The organism is Syntrophorhabdaceae bacterium (genome assembly GCA_035541755.1).
Classification (GTDB): domain Bacteria; phylum Desulfobacterota; class Syntrophorhabdia; order Syntrophorhabdales; family Syntrophorhabdaceae; genus PNOF01.
Genome location: DATKMQ010000054.1, coordinates 1 through 12,604 on the forward strand (window position 1 = coordinate 1; position 12,604 = coordinate 12,604).

Genomic DNA, 12,604 nt, shown 5'->3' on the forward strand with positions numbered 1-12,604 from the left:
TTATCTTATTCCCCAGGGGTAATAAAAACCCCACCAAGCTTCTGATCATTTCCGGAAGGCGATAGGCTATATTCAAGCCTTCCGATTTATGAGGAACCGGCCTGTCAGACCATGGTTCTTAAGGCGCGCCACCGAATTCTATAGCATGTGCACTTGAATGGAGATTTGACGCTATGCGATCATGCCTTCTCACCGCTCATACGGACGCTCATTCCAAAAAAATAATGCGCGACAAAAACATACGGATATTAATCCTCGATGATCAGGAATCGGTGAGAACTACCATAGGGATGATATTGCAGCATCTCGGCTATGAGACACACCTGGTCGCCGCACGAGAAGATGCAATTGACTCATACCGACAGGCGAAACGCCTTAAAGACCCATTCGACATAGTCATTCTCGACTTGTATACCCCCGATGGCATGGGAGGCAAAGAGGTTTTTGAAGAACTGAGGGCCATGGATCCGGAGGTATATGCGATCGTGTCGAGCGGATACGTCAACGATCCGCTCATAACCGATTACGAGAGCTATGGCTTCAAGGCGGCCCTTGTTAAGCCCTATCGCATTGAAGACTTGACATATATCCTCGAACAGGCGTCAACGAACAAACAGAGCACGCTTTCGCATCGGTCATAGTTTCCCTACCCACCTGAGAAGAGTTCTTTTTCCTTATCTATTTGATGACAGGTTGTTTTGGTATTTGCTTAAGATGGACCTTAGCAGTCGTTTCGTTGTCTTGAGGCCAGCGGCTCTCGCGTCGCACCGTGCGCGGTTTGGCTGACTGGATTCGCCCTGTGGGCCGCTTCATACGCGATGAGAGATCTTAGCGTTGAATCTGCGGGTCCACGCGGGGCGCTCACTCGTTTCTATCTCATTCGAAAGAAAAATCAAGAAACATGACTTCCGGATCACCGTTCTTCAGAGAAAAACCGAAAGACAGCTGCACTATCGGTATGGTGGTAATGAAATTCATCTCCACGTTCTTGCCGACCACGACCATGGGGATGGATGCCTTCAGGTTTATACCCGCTTTCTCAAACTCTTTACGGGCCTGCCCCGATATGATGTTTGTGAGCTCTCCGATCGCATCGACCACATCCGGAGTAACGCTCGAGCACTCATCACCAACCAGTGTCTGGAAAACAAACATTGCGCCTTTTTCTCTGAAGCTGATCGTAATGGTCCCCTTCTTATCGCCCACAAGTCCCATTATACCCGTCACATCGCCTGACGTGGTTCTTTCCGTTTTCAACACAGGCTTATTCAAGCTTACATCGAGGTTAAGCATGGTTTTGAAAACCGATTGCGCTGCCATAATAAATGGGTTTATGTATTTGACGTCCATGACATCCTCCGCTTCTTAATTTATTTTCCGACTTTTGCTTTTGCTTTGTCTATGGCTTCGCGCAGTTTGTCCGGCGTAAAGGGCTTTACAATGTAGTTGTCGACTCCTGATTTTATGGCTTCCATGATATTGTCCTTTTGCGCTTCGGCAGTGACCATGATGAAGGGTATCTTTTTTATGGCTTCGTCTGACTTGCAGGCCTTCAGAAATTCGATTCCTGTCATTTCAGGCATGATCCAATCGCTGATGATGAGATCAACACTATCACTCTTCAATATCGTCAGGGCATGTTTACCGTTCTCCGCCTCCAGCACATTGTCGAGATTTATCTGTTTAAGCACATTTTTGATGATCTTGCGCATGGTAGCGAAATCGTCAACAACAAGGACCTTCATGAATGACCTCCGGGTTTGTTAGTATGAGCACATTCTAAACTAAATATATTTATCGTGTAAAGGGGAATAAACTTAATGACAAATGCCGCAATTGACGAAATATTTTTCTTTTTCCCGGTTACAAAAAACACCCTGTTTTACGCGGTCCATCGCGCCTCGGAAACCGATTCGTAAGAAGGTCGCTTCAACAATCCGATTGACAATTGGTCAGGATTAATTTTACATTACGAAAATGAAATCGATTACGTACAAAGACTCCGGCGTCGATATCAAGAAGGCCGACAATCTTCTTGACGATATTAAAACAAAGATTCAAGGGACCTTCACTCCCCACGTCCTGAACAATATCGGCGCATTTGCGGCGTTGACCGAGGTGCCGAAGGAATACGAAAACCCTGTCATGGTAAGTTCAACGGATGGGGTGGGAACCAAGCTGAAGATAGCCTTTATGTCGGGCAAACATTCGACGGTGGGTATCGATCTCGTGGGCATGAGTGTGAACGATATCCTCACGCTTGGCGCCCGGCCGTTATTCTTTTTGGACTACTACGCCTCGGGGCGGATCGAGGACCGCGTGTACAAGGAGGTCATCTCCGGGATTTGCGATGGCTGCCTCATGGCGGGATGCGCGCTCATCGGCGGTGAGACCGCGGAGATGCCTTCTTTCTATCAGGATGGAGAGTATGATCTTGCAGGTTTTGCCGTGGGCATGGTGGACAAGAACAAGATCATAGACGGCTCGTCGATTGAAAAAGGGGATGTGCTTGTCGGTCTCGCATCGAACGGCCTCCACAGTAACGGATATTCCCTGGTAAGAAAGGTGCTCTTTGACGTGCACAAACTCGATATTCATGCCGGGTGGGAAGGGGCCGATACAGCTCTTTATGAGGAGCTCTTAATGCCCACGAGAATCTATGTAAAACCCGTGCTGGACGTGCTCGCCCGTTTCAAAGTGAAGGGCATGGTCCACATCACCGGCGGCGGACTGCCCGGCAATATCAAGCGAGTGATTCCTCAAGGTCTCGCCGCGCTCATACACGTCTCGCCCGACTCGATTCCTCACATCTTTCGTTTTATCATGAAGCTCGGAAACATCGATTTTCAGGAGATGTGCTCAACATTCAATATGGGATGCGGCTACGTGCTGGTCGTGGGAAAGGATGAGGCAGAATCGATGATCGCCCGCTTCAATGAGCTCGGAGAACAGGCATACCTCCTCGGCCACATCGAACAATCCAAAGACGGCGATAAAGTACGCATCATAGACTAAAGTTCATACGCGAGCGGACATCCCTGGCATACTGGCGGCCGCTTGCAGAAACGCTGTCCCAGACAAACAATCAACGCGTGAAACTCGTTGAATAGATACGTGTCGTGGGGAAGATTCTCCATGAAAAACCTTTGTACATCGTCGTAGTCATCCCGTCCATGGTAGAGTCCGTGGTTTTCCAGGAATCTCTTTGTGTACGCGTCAATCACGAAGATCGGTTTATTGAGCGCATAGAGTATGATGCTGTCGGCCGTCTCCCTCCCGATACCACTGATGCCAAGGAATATCTCTCTCATATCATAAGTGTCTATATCTTGTAAATTAGCTATGTTAGCATCAAATATATCATGTAATACATTAACTATGTTTTTTAACCTGTTAGCTTTAATATTATAGAATCCGGAAGACCTGATAAGCTCTGCCAGCCTATCCTGTTCCATGGTATAGATCGAGCGTATATCGAGTGCATCATTTTGCTTGAGATTTTGAATGGCCTTTTCTACGTTCTTCCACGATGTGCTCTGTGTGAGAACAGCCCCGACAACCATCTCAAAATCGTGCTCACCCGGCCACCAGTTTCTTTTGCCGAATGCGGCAAGGAGACTATCAAAAATACGAAGAAGTCTCTTTCTCATCATCTTTTTGTTTTGAGCGCGCATATCAAGGCTCATAATGTAGCACACACGTAGGGCGCGTCAAAAGCAATTATGTCTTGCAATCAAAATTGCCCTGTGATAATAACATACACGAACTCACGAGGTTCAGCCTACAAGGGAAGTGAAGTGAGATACTTCCGCTGTCCCGCAACTGTGATGGGTAAGACTCAAAGCCCCTAAGCCAGGAAACCTTGGGTTGAATGACTTGAGACAATGTCCTTACGAGGTATAAGGGGTTGCTCGACGAAACCAATAATCGCATTTCCTTTAAATCTACTCCGTTTCTTACGGGTTCAACGACCTGTGCCTAAGGAATCGTCTCATAGAGATAGATTTGCCTGTGACGCATGGCGAAAAGGCCCCCGAGGGAAACAACTAGTGCGCTATGGGAACGGGCACGTCAACTGTCCCGCGCGAGGTGTTGGCATATGAAGAAGATAGTATTGATCTTAGGCGGAGCCGCAAGCGGCAAAAGCACCTTTGGCCTCGCTCAAGCGTCACAAGTTGCCGGCCAAAAAGCCTTCATTGCGACAGCTCAGGCGCTGGACAAAGAAATGCTCGTCAAAATAGAAAGACACAAACAGGAGCGCGGGCGAGAGTGGGATACGTACGAAGAGCCTGTCCGGATAGCCGATCTCGTTGGGAGGATTGGTGAGCTGTATGAGGTGACCCTCATCGATTGCCTTACCCTCTGGACGTCGAATATCATGCACGCAGGTTTCGATCTCAAAGACGAAGTGGAAGGCCTCGTACATGCCATTACGAAGAAATCGTCTCATCTTAATTACATCATCTCGAATGAGGTAGGTATGGGCCTTGTTCCTGAAACTCCCCTTGGAAGGGCATATCGGGAGAATCTGGGTTTTGTGAATCGAAGGGTTGCCTCCGTTGCAACTGAGGTCTATCTGCTGGCAGCGGGGATTCCCATAAAGATAAAGGAGACTGAAGAATGAAAGCGTTACGGATTGAGCCGGTACAAAGTGATTTGTTGAACAAGGCACAGCAGCGACTTGACAACCTGACCAAGCCTCAGGGTAGCCTCGGCAGACTTGAAGAATTTGCTCGCACCCTCGTGGCGATAACGGGTACTCCCCTGCCCTCGCTCCTCGCGAAGAAGGCGATCTTTACCTTTGCGGCGGATCATGGCGTTGTCGAAGAAGGGGTCTCTTTGTATCCCAAAGAAGTGACCATACAAATGGTGCATAATTTTCTCACGGGCGGCGCGGCCATCAATGTGCTTTCCCGTCATGCCGGCATAGACGAGATCGTTGTTGATGTTGGAGTCGATCACGATTTTGGAGGCGAAAAAGACCTCCTCATAAGAAAGGTCGTCCGGGGAACTAAGAATATGGCAAAAGGCCCTGCCATGACCAGAGAGGAGGCGGAAAAATCTATAGATACAGGCATCGACATTGCTCTCGACTACGCGGGGAAAGGATATCAAATGTTCGGTACGGGCGAGATGGGCATAGGGAATACCACGCCATCGAGCGCGATTGCGGCGGTACTCACCGATACAGCCGTCTCAGAGGTGACAGGCAGGGGCACGGGTATTCCCGATGAGACGCTCGCATTAAAAATACAGGTGATCGAACGCGCGATTGCCCTCAACAAACCGAACCGCGATGATCCTATCGACGTACTCGCAAAAGTCGGCGGCGCGGAGATAGGCGCTATCGCTGGCCTCATCCTCGGGGCCGCATCACGTCGGATACCTGTGGTCGTAGACGGCTTCATCTCAACGGCCGGGGCTCTTCTCGCCTATTGCCTTAACCTCGCAACAAAGGACTATATGTTTGGCGCGCACAATTCGGTGGAAAAAGGACACATCGTTATGCTCAAGAAGATCGGTCTTGATCCCGTACTTGACCTCGGGATGCGTCTCGGTGAGGGCACGGGAGCGGCACTCGCTATGTTCATTATTGAAGCTGGACTCAAGATTTATCGTGAGATGGCCACCTTTGACGAGGCGGGCGTCTCAAGAGAACTGACATAGCAATGAAAGCGCTCACAGCAGCCTTCCAGTTCTTGACCATCGTTCCTGTCAGAACCAAGAAAGTACCATCTGAAAAAGACCTTGTCGGCTCGTCCGTTTTTTTTCCTTTTGTGGGCGCAACTCAGGGACTCGTTCTCGCGATCTGTTGCCTTGTCTTTTTGAAGATTTTCTCCCCCGAAATAGTAGCGGCTCTTGTGATCATTGTCTATGCGGTCGTAACAGGGGCGTTTCACCTGGATGGGCTTTCAGACACCTTTGATGCGCTGGCTGTGCGCTCTTCCGGAAATGTGGGCTCCGACAGGGTAAAAAGGCTCGCGGTCATGAAGGACAGCACGACCGGCGCAATAGGAAGCGTCTCTCTTATCCTCTGTCTCCTTTTCAAATATCTTTTGCTCAGGGAAACTCTGGCGGCAGACCATGCTCTACACAAATACCTGGTCCTTTTCCTCACGCCTGTGTTCTCCAAATGGATCATGGTTCGGGCCATGTATCGGGTAAAAAGCGCCCGTGATGACGGGATAGGAAGGATCTTCCTGGCGCACGTGAGGTTGAGACATTTTGTGTTGGCCACTGTAGTCTTTCTCGTGATCGGTCTTACGGCCGGTCTGATATGGAGCCATACCGTGCTCACCTCGTTTGGGCGAGGCATAGGCTCTTTCGCCTTGTTCTTCTGCCTGGCAGTCACCGTAACGCTTTCTGTGGGTTTCTTGTTCAAACGCCTGTTCACGGCAAAGTTCGGCGGCTTGACGGGGGACAATTTCGGCGCTCTCCATGAGATAACAGAGAACGCCTTTCTGACGGTCGCGCTCCTATGGAAATAGGCTTTAGTCCTGTGATCATCCTTATCTTCTGCCTTGCCTTCTTCGTCGATCTCGCAATCGGTGACCCCCCTTCCCTTCCCCATCCGGTCAGGATCATAGGAAAAGGGATCTCAGGCATGGAACGCCTGCTCAAACGATCATCCGCCCCCAAAGAACAGGAAAGACTTGCCGGCTTTATGCTGGCGCTTGTCATCACACTCACGACCTTTCTCTGCGCCCTGCTCATCGAAAAATGGATCCTCTTTGCCTTGAAGGGCCTATTCAGGGTATTCGGTATCGCATTCCTCGTGTACCTTACGGCCACGACCCTTGCCACAAAGGAGCTCTTGAATTCGTCGCTCCTCGTCGTACAGGCGGTTGAAGAAGGTCATATGGAGAGGGCCCGGGAACACTTGAGCATGATTGTAGGCAGGGACGTGGACGCGCTCGACAGAGACGGGATCTTAAGGGCCGCTATCGAGACGGTGTCGGAGAACTTCTCCGACGGGGTCATCGCCCCCATGTTCTTCTTTGTGCTGGGGGGGATGCCACTCGCCCTCGCATACAAGGCCGTCAATACGCTCGATTCTATGGTGGGGTACAAGAATGAAACATACCGGCACCTTGGATGGGCATCGGCCCGTCTCGACGACCTTTGCAATTATGTGCCCGCACGGCTTTCCGCCATATTGATTGCTCTGGCAGCAGGCATTTATTTCCGCTCCAGGCAAAGGATAGGTGCATCGTTTAAGACCCTGTACCATGAAGGCAGGCATCATACCAGTCCCAATAGTGGCTACCCGGAGGCCGCGATCGCCGGAGCGCTTAAGGTAAGACTCGGAGGACCCTCCACGTATAACGGGGTTCTTGTTAAGAAGCCATACATCGGTTCCGGAGGTGAAACGGACTACCTGAAGGCTGCCCTGGACGCAATAACCATTGTAAGATATGGATCGTTCGGTGGCTTTTTTATTTCCCTTATTGTATTATGTGTATGGTGGGTTCTATGACAAACCATGGCGGTGATATATATAGCGTTATGGAGAGAAGGGGCTTTCCCCAGAGTGCGCTCATCGATTTCAGCGCCTCCATCAATCCCCTGGGAACCCCTCGCAACGTGATCCTCGAAATCAAGAAATGTTTGAAGAACCTCATCCACTATCCTGATATGAACGCAACGAGACTCAGAGAAAAGCTGGGGAATGCGTATGACATAGACCCCAAATCGATTCTCTGCGGAAACGGATGCACGGAATTGATTCACCTTGTTCCCCGAACCATGGGGTTCCATAAGGTGATGATTGTACAGCCCACATTCAGCGATTACGAGCGGGCCTGCAGGATCGCCCGGCCTGAATGCTCCGTCATGTACCATATACTCGAGCGCAAACGCAATTTTGACGTGGAGCCTCAATCGCTTATCGATGATGCCGCCACCGAGCGTGTGGAAGCGGTGTTTCTATGCAACCCCAACAACCCCACAGGCAGGCTTATCGACCACGACATGTTGCTGGACATTGCTCAGGAGATGCGGAAACGACAGATATACCTGATCGTCGATGAGTCCTTCATGGATTTTTCCGTGGGTCGCTCCGTGGCTCACGCCGTGGAAAAGAACCCCTATCTCATGGTCCTCAAATCGTTGACCAAGTTCTATGCCCTGGCCGGCCTTCGACTGGGCTACGGCATTTTTCCCATGCACATTGCGGCCATGTTGAGGGAAAACAAGGAACCCTGGACGGTCAATACGCTCGCACAAGCGGCAGGCGTCGTGGCCTTGGACGAGAATGATTACAGGGAGAGGACCAAGAAACTCATGAGCCGGCAGAGGGGGGTTTTTGAAAGGGGCTTTAGAGCTCTCGGCATCGAGTACGTGCCGTCGCTCGCTAATTACTTCCTTCTGTATATCCCGGACGCTCCTAAAATAGCTGAGCAGCTTGAAAGCAAGGGAATCTTGGTGCGGGGGTGCGCAAACTTCAAAGGCCTCGACCACAGGTACCTGCGCGTAGCCGTAAAATCACCCAAAGATAACAGGTCGCTTCTCACATCGCTCAAGGAATGTCTTGTTTAGCGAAAGCCCTACGAGGGTCTTTCTCGTCCGTCACGGGGAAACCCTTGACGAAGAAACAGGCAAGGTCTATAAAGGAACCATAGACATACCCCTATCCCGAAAAGGTATCGAGAGAATTGAGAAAGTTGCCGATTACCTGGCGCCCTATCCGCTCGCCGCTCTCTATACCTCGGCCCTTTCGCGCTGCATAGAAAGCGCAAGCATCATCGGCAGGCCCCACAAGCTCAGCGCACATATAGACGAGAGGTTTAACGAGCTTCATTTCGGCAAGTGGGAAGGCTTGAGCTTTCATGAGATCGAAAAGACATATCCGGTCCTATTCCCCCTCTGGCTAAAGGACCCTGTATCCAACACCCCTCCCGGGGGCGAAGCTTTGCTCGACGCACAGAAACGGGCCACCAAAGCCTTCGAAGAGATCGTGGACAGGCATAAAGGGGGGAGTATCGCGATCGTCTGCCACGCAGGCATATTGAAGATTATTATCTCGACGCTTCTCAACCTGAGTTTGACCGCCCTCTATAAACTCTCCCAGGATTACGGCTGCGTGGACATCATCGACATGTATGATGATAATAGCGGCGTCATAAAGCTCCTCAACTATACAGTCTAACCACGACAGTTCAACGGGAACTCAACAATTCAAGTTCCATTTTCAGCTTTTCTTCGCGTGCGGACATGGCCGCAACAGGGGGTTTCATGAGAAAAAATTCTATTGTATGCAACGGTTTGATCGTGCTATATAAAACAGAACCTATGCCGACGTAGCTCAGAGGTAGAGCAGCTCACTCGTAATGAGCAGGTCGTGAGTTCAATTCTCACCGTCGGCTTTTTTACTACTCTCATTTCAGTTCTATGCCGCTTCTAAGAACAAAACGCTTAATGCGCTCGAAAGCCACCTACGAGTGGCCTTTTCTGGTCTCCCTAGCATGGGCATTCTCATTCGACAATCGCACGTGCGATATGCGCATGTTCACACGCATAGTGGGCATCGGTTCGCCCTTCGAAGTAACGTTGCTGAACCTCCGATGGGCCTAAGTCCTCGGCAACGCGTAAATGGAGTGGTTTAAGATCGGCTGCAAGCTCGTCAGGTTCAAATGCGCACTTCATAGGTTCGCCCCTCTTCCGGGCTCCAGTCAATAGAACACGTACCCGCCGAGCCACGCGGTAGGGCCGAAATATATCCGTGTCTAAGTAATCAAAAACGATGACGCTGCCTGCACTCGTGGCCTCAGTAACGGTACGGAAAGTCGCGAATACCTCCTCTCGCTCAAGATAATAGGTAACCCCGAGCCAGCTAAAGAGGCTTAATGCCTTGGGATCAAACGATGACCTTCTGAGTGCGTCCATAAGATTGTCTTGAGCAAAATCCATCGGAACGAAATGCAATTGCGCCGGGGCTTGCCAGCCCAACTCGGCAAGACGGTGACGTTTGAAGGCTTGCATAGAAGGATAGTCGACCTCAAAGACCTGAAGACGGTCCACTAACTCCGGGTGCCGAAAAGCAAAAGTATCCAATCCGGCGCCGAGAATTACATACTGGGTCACGCCCTGATTGATAGCCTCCATAAGTTTGTCCTCGGTATACCGTGCCCGACTCAAAATAAGCGCTGAGGGATACATACCCTGCATGATCCACGTCACGGCATTGTGCCGGTCCGTAAATGATGCGGCGCGAGCTGGCTCCATAAACTGAAGGGCCGCCATAAGGTGGCCTAACGATTGGTCGTATTCTGCTCGGTCCTCGTCAGTTATGATCTGCGGTGCAAGGTAGTCATCAAAGACTTTAGGATTATCGTTCATAACATGGTGGGCACGAGCATAGGCACACCACCGGGCCGTATAACTCACCTGGTTCTCTTTCATTGATAACCCTCGCCGTTGGGCGGCCGCTGCGCGTTCCGGCTGATCTCTTTCCCGCACTCACCGCAGACTTTCAGTGCCATATTTCCCCCAATACTTTTCCTCAATCCTCGCCCTAAACTCATTTATTGTCAATTATCTTTACAGCCGATATCTGCCTGACGCGGAAACCCCATACCATTTCTTGAGGAGTGGAGGCACAGTCGTTGTAGTGGTAGGGATCGACTGTGTCTCCCAGTATTGATAGGACATCTCCGGTACGGCGGAGATGTAGCGGCCTCTGAAGCAGAGCGAGGACTTCCTGTCCTCTCAAATATAACCTTTCATGATTTTTCCTCCACCATGAACGGAAGGGATAACAGTATCCCCGTACCGATATATTCGGCAGCACACGAATAAACCTTAAACGGTTTCTTACCGCCGCCTTAATTCCTTGACAGACTGGCCGATGGCGCTTACCCTTATACTACGGGGGACGTATGGCATGTACTGTGACGCATGATGCTTCAATCGGGATTATCGAAGTGGTATGCAACAGCCATATCACTGCAGAAGAAATGGTGGAGGCCGCCCACAAGCGCATCGCCCTTGAGAAGGAAACAGGCGTTAACCGGACCCTCATTGATGTGACAAACGCCCAACTCTCAGCCACCACTTTCGACCTGCTCCATCTGTCCCAGCAACATTACAAAAACCTCCAAGCGAGCAGGCGAACCCGCATCGCCTTTGTCATGCCGACTGCAGCTGAGCAACACCAGGCTGCCCGCTTCTACGAGACGGCTAGCAGGAACCGTGGCTGGATGGTTGAAGTCTTCTCGGAGCGGCAGACCGCCATGGACTGGCTCCTCTCCCCCTGACCCGCGCACTGGTTTCACCCTTATTTCCACCAGTAAGCTTTTTGACTGAATTCCACACTCCACCACTTTTCTCACAAATTACCGCATTTCGAACAGTAATCCTTGATATTTTCTATATTGCTTTTCTTATGATGCAACGATACCATTAAGGAGAATAGGGGAATAACCAGGTCTGTGTGCTGATTGGGGGTCAACTCTCATGGGAATTGCTGAGAAATTTGTGAGGCAGTGCAGGAAGCCGGAAGGGCTGCTCGGGAGATTCGTGGGGATAGCAATGAACCGAGGCCACGCCAAAGTTAGGCGATGGGGACTCAGCCACATCCACACGGAACAATCGCCCGCTGCTATACTCGATATTGGATGCGGCGGGGGTGCGGCCCTCAGAGACATGGCTTTTTTGTTTCCAAACTCCAGGTTCTATGCGATTGACTATTCCCCGGAAATGGTCTCGTTAGCCAAGAAAGTAAACAGAGAACTGGCAGCATGCGGTCGACTGGAAATCTCTCTGGGCGCTATTTCGTCCCTTCCTTTTCCGGATGACTTTTTTGATCTTGCCACCGCTTTCGAGTCTTACTATTTCTGGCCGGATCTTATTCGCGATCTTGCGGAGATCCGACGCGTATTGCGGCCGGGAGGTATGCTGTTACTGGTGAACGAGGTCTACGAAGACGGGAGATTCCATGACCGAAACAAGAAGTGGGCGGTCTGGGCCAACATGCAGATCCACTCTCCCCAGGGCTATAGGGATTTTCTGAGAGGCGCGGGCTATTCTTCGGTCGAGATACATGAAGTCCCCGAGAAGAATTGGATTGCTGCCACAGGCAGGAAAGACAGACCGTGAAGAAGAGAGACATAACGGGGCACCGGAGGCAATCTGCTGGAGACGATGCTTAGTTTCCGGTCCCTGCTGCGTTTCAAATGGCAGTTGCCGATTCGTAATGATTTGCCCGATATTTGACTCGTAAAGACAAGCACCTATTTTACCCTCCCAAACAATGAAACCTACCACCGGCAAGGACAATAGCCACTATTGATTGAGATGTTGGTTTTGAGGGATTTGGCGGATGTCTCACCTTTCAACCAGTAATCGAGACCCCTATCTCTCCCCAAAAAGCTCCTTGCAAAGCAGGAATAGTGGTGTATGATTGTAATATATCAACATCTATTCTCACAAGGAGGGCGTATGAACAAGAAAGACCTTACGGGAGCTGTAGCGAAGAAAGCAGGTGTATCGCAGGCCAAGGCTGAGGCCGCTGTTGCCGCCGTCTTTGGCGCGATCGGTGACGCCATGAAGAAAGGTGACAAGGCGTCCTTCGTCGGGTTCGGTACCTTCTCGGTTGCCAAACGGA

Annotated in this window: 14 protein-coding genes, 1 tRNA gene and 1 riboswitch; of the genes, 11 read left to right on the forward strand and 4 right to left on the reverse strand. The window is 50.7% G+C overall.

The window, feature by feature from the left end; translation table 11 throughout:
• The first annotated feature begins 173 nt into the window (after positions 1 to 173).
• Positions 174 to 641, forward strand: a complete 468-nt coding sequence (locus tag VMT62_04475) for a response regulator (protein HVN95662.1) — start codon at positions 174 to 176, stop codon at positions 639 to 641.
• 235 nt (positions 642 to 876) lie between these two features.
• Here VMT62_04475 and VMT62_04480 read toward each other — a convergent pair whose 3' ends face one another.
• Positions 877 to 1,350, reverse strand: coding sequence for a chemotaxis protein CheX (locus VMT62_04480; GenBank protein ID HVN95663.1), 474 nt, complete (start codon positions 1,348 to 1,350; stop codon positions 877 to 879).
• A gap of 20 nt (positions 1,351 to 1,370) precedes the next feature.
• Positions 1,371 to 1,745: a response regulator gene (locus VMT62_04485; protein ID HVN95664.1), complete on the reverse strand. Its 375-nt coding sequence runs from the start codon at positions 1,743 to 1,745 to the stop codon at positions 1,371 to 1,373.
• 232 nt (positions 1,746 to 1,977) lie between these two features.
• On the opposite strand from VMT62_04485, the gene purM reads away from it, so the two are divergent.
• Positions 1,978 to 3,015, forward strand: coding sequence for a phosphoribosylformylglycinamidine cyclo-ligase (gene purM / locus VMT62_04490; GenBank protein ID HVN95665.1), 1,038 nt, complete (start codon positions 1,978 to 1,980; stop codon positions 3,013 to 3,015).
• Here purM and VMT62_04495 read toward each other — a convergent pair.
• Positions 3,012 to 3,674 carry a hypothetical protein gene (locus tag VMT62_04495; protein HVN95666.1) on the reverse strand — a complete coding sequence of 221 codons (663 nt, stop codon included), beginning with the start codon at positions 3,672 to 3,674 and terminating at the stop codon, positions 3,012 to 3,014. The genes purM and VMT62_04495 overlap by 4 nt on opposite strands.
• Positions 3,675 to 3,749: 75 nt before the next feature.
• A riboswitch (cobalamin riboswitch) is annotated at positions 3,750 to 3,884 on the forward strand.
• 215 nt (positions 3,885 to 4,099) lie between these two features.
• On the opposite strand from VMT62_04495, the gene cobU reads away from it, so the two are divergent.
• The 7 genes from cobU to VMT62_04530 all read left to right on the forward strand — a co-directional run bounded on the left by cobU (position 4,100) and on the right by VMT62_04530 (position 9,365).
• Entirely contained in the window at positions 4,100 to 4,624 is a 525-nt protein-coding gene (gene cobU / locus VMT62_04500) for a bifunctional adenosylcobinamide kinase/adenosylcobinamide-phosphate guanylyltransferase (GenBank protein HVN95667.1), read from the forward strand.
• Positions 4,621 to 5,667: a nicotinate-nucleotide--dimethylbenzimidazole phosphoribosyltransferase gene (gene cobT, locus VMT62_04505; GenBank protein ID HVN95668.1), complete on the forward strand. Its 1,047-nt coding sequence runs from the start codon at positions 4,621 to 4,623 to the stop codon at positions 5,665 to 5,667. Before cobU ends, cobT begins: the two co-directional genes overlap by 4 nt.
• A 2-nt stretch (positions 5,668 to 5,669) precedes the next feature.
• A complete protein-coding gene (locus VMT62_04510; protein HVN95669.1) occupies positions 5,670 to 6,488 on the forward strand; it encodes an adenosylcobinamide-GDP ribazoletransferase in 819 nt (272 codons plus the stop codon).
• Entirely contained in the window at positions 6,479 to 7,477 is a 999-nt protein-coding gene (gene cbiB / locus VMT62_04515) for an adenosylcobinamide-phosphate synthase CbiB (GenBank protein ID HVN95670.1), read from the forward strand. The genes VMT62_04510 and cbiB overlap by 10 nt, the downstream gene beginning before the upstream one ends.
• Positions 7,474 to 8,538: a threonine-phosphate decarboxylase CobD gene (gene cobD, locus VMT62_04520; GenBank protein HVN95671.1), complete on the forward strand. Its 1,065-nt coding sequence runs from the start codon at positions 7,474 to 7,476 to the stop codon at positions 8,536 to 8,538. The genes cbiB and cobD overlap by 4 nt, the downstream gene beginning before the upstream one ends.
• Positions 8,531 to 9,148, forward strand: a complete 618-nt coding sequence (locus VMT62_04525) for a histidine phosphatase family protein (GenBank protein ID HVN95672.1) — start codon at positions 8,531 to 8,533, stop codon at positions 9,146 to 9,148. The genes cobD and VMT62_04525 overlap by 8 nt, the downstream gene beginning before the upstream one ends.
• A 145-nt stretch (positions 9,149 to 9,293) precedes the next feature.
• Positions 9,294 to 9,365: transfer RNA gene (locus tag VMT62_04530), tRNA-Thr, on the forward strand.
• Between the two features lie 109 nt (positions 9,366 to 9,474).
• Here the strand turns inward: VMT62_04530 and VMT62_04535 are convergent.
• Positions 9,475 to 10,401 carry an SAM-dependent methyltransferase gene (locus VMT62_04535; GenBank protein HVN95673.1) on the reverse strand — a complete coding sequence of 309 codons (927 nt, stop codon included), beginning with the start codon at positions 10,399 to 10,401 and terminating at the stop codon, positions 9,475 to 9,477.
• 476 nt (positions 10,402 to 10,877) lie between these two features.
• On the opposite strand from VMT62_04535, the gene VMT62_04540 reads away from it, so the two are divergent.
• Together VMT62_04540 and VMT62_04545 are read left to right on the forward strand one after the other, a co-directional pair.
• Positions 10,878 to 11,255: an STAS/SEC14 domain-containing protein gene (locus tag VMT62_04540; protein ID HVN95674.1), complete on the forward strand. Its 378-nt coding sequence runs from the start codon at positions 10,878 to 10,880 to the stop codon at positions 11,253 to 11,255.
• A gap of 199 nt (positions 11,256 to 11,454) precedes the next feature.
• Positions 11,455 to 12,096: a class I SAM-dependent methyltransferase gene (locus VMT62_04545; GenBank protein HVN95675.1), complete on the forward strand. Its 642-nt coding sequence runs from the start codon at positions 11,455 to 11,457 to the stop codon at positions 12,094 to 12,096.
• The last annotated feature ends 508 nt before the right edge of the window (positions 12,097 to 12,604 follow it).

What these genes read in the sequence shown, in the direction of transcription:
- VMT62_04475 (HVN95662.1), top strand. Translation starts at nt 174, where the DNA reads ATGCGATCATGCCTTCTCACCGCTCATACGGACGCTCATTCCAAAAAA.
- VMT62_04480 (HVN95663.1), bottom strand. Translation starts at nt 1,350, where the DNA reads ATGGACGTCAAATACATAAACCCATTTATTATGGCAGCGCAATCGGTT.
- VMT62_04485 (HVN95664.1), bottom strand. Translation starts at nt 1,745, where the DNA reads ATGAAGGTCCTTGTTGTTGACGATTTCGCTACCATGCGCAAGATCATC.
- purM (HVN95665.1), top strand. Translation starts at nt 1,978, where the DNA reads ATGAAATCGATTACGTACAAAGACTCCGGCGTCGATATCAAGAAGGCC.
- VMT62_04495 (HVN95666.1), bottom strand. Translation starts at nt 3,674, where the DNA reads ATGCGCGCTCAAAACAAAAAGATGATGAGAAAGAGACTTCTTCGTATT.
- cobU (HVN95667.1), top strand. Translation starts at nt 4,100, where the DNA reads ATGAAGAAGATAGTATTGATCTTAGGCGGAGCCGCAAGCGGCAAAAGC.
- cobT (HVN95668.1), top strand. Translation starts at nt 4,621, where the DNA reads ATGAAAGCGTTACGGATTGAGCCGGTACAAAGTGATTTGTTGAACAAG.
- VMT62_04510 (HVN95669.1), top strand. Translation starts at nt 5,670, where the DNA reads ATGAAAGCGCTCACAGCAGCCTTCCAGTTCTTGACCATCGTTCCTGTC.
- cbiB (HVN95670.1), top strand. Translation starts at nt 6,479, where the DNA reads ATGGAAATAGGCTTTAGTCCTGTGATCATCCTTATCTTCTGCCTTGCC.
- cobD (HVN95671.1), top strand. Translation starts at nt 7,474, where the DNA reads ATGACAAACCATGGCGGTGATATATATAGCGTTATGGAGAGAAGGGGC.
- VMT62_04535 (HVN95673.1), bottom strand. Translation starts at nt 10,401, where the DNA reads ATGAAAGAGAACCAGGTGAGTTATACGGCCCGGTGGTGTGCCTATGCT.
- VMT62_04540 (HVN95674.1), top strand. Translation starts at nt 10,878, where the DNA reads ATGGCATGTACTGTGACGCATGATGCTTCAATCGGGATTATCGAAGTG.
- VMT62_04545 (HVN95675.1), top strand. Translation starts at nt 11,455, where the DNA reads ATGGGAATTGCTGAGAAATTTGTGAGGCAGTGCAGGAAGCCGGAAGGG.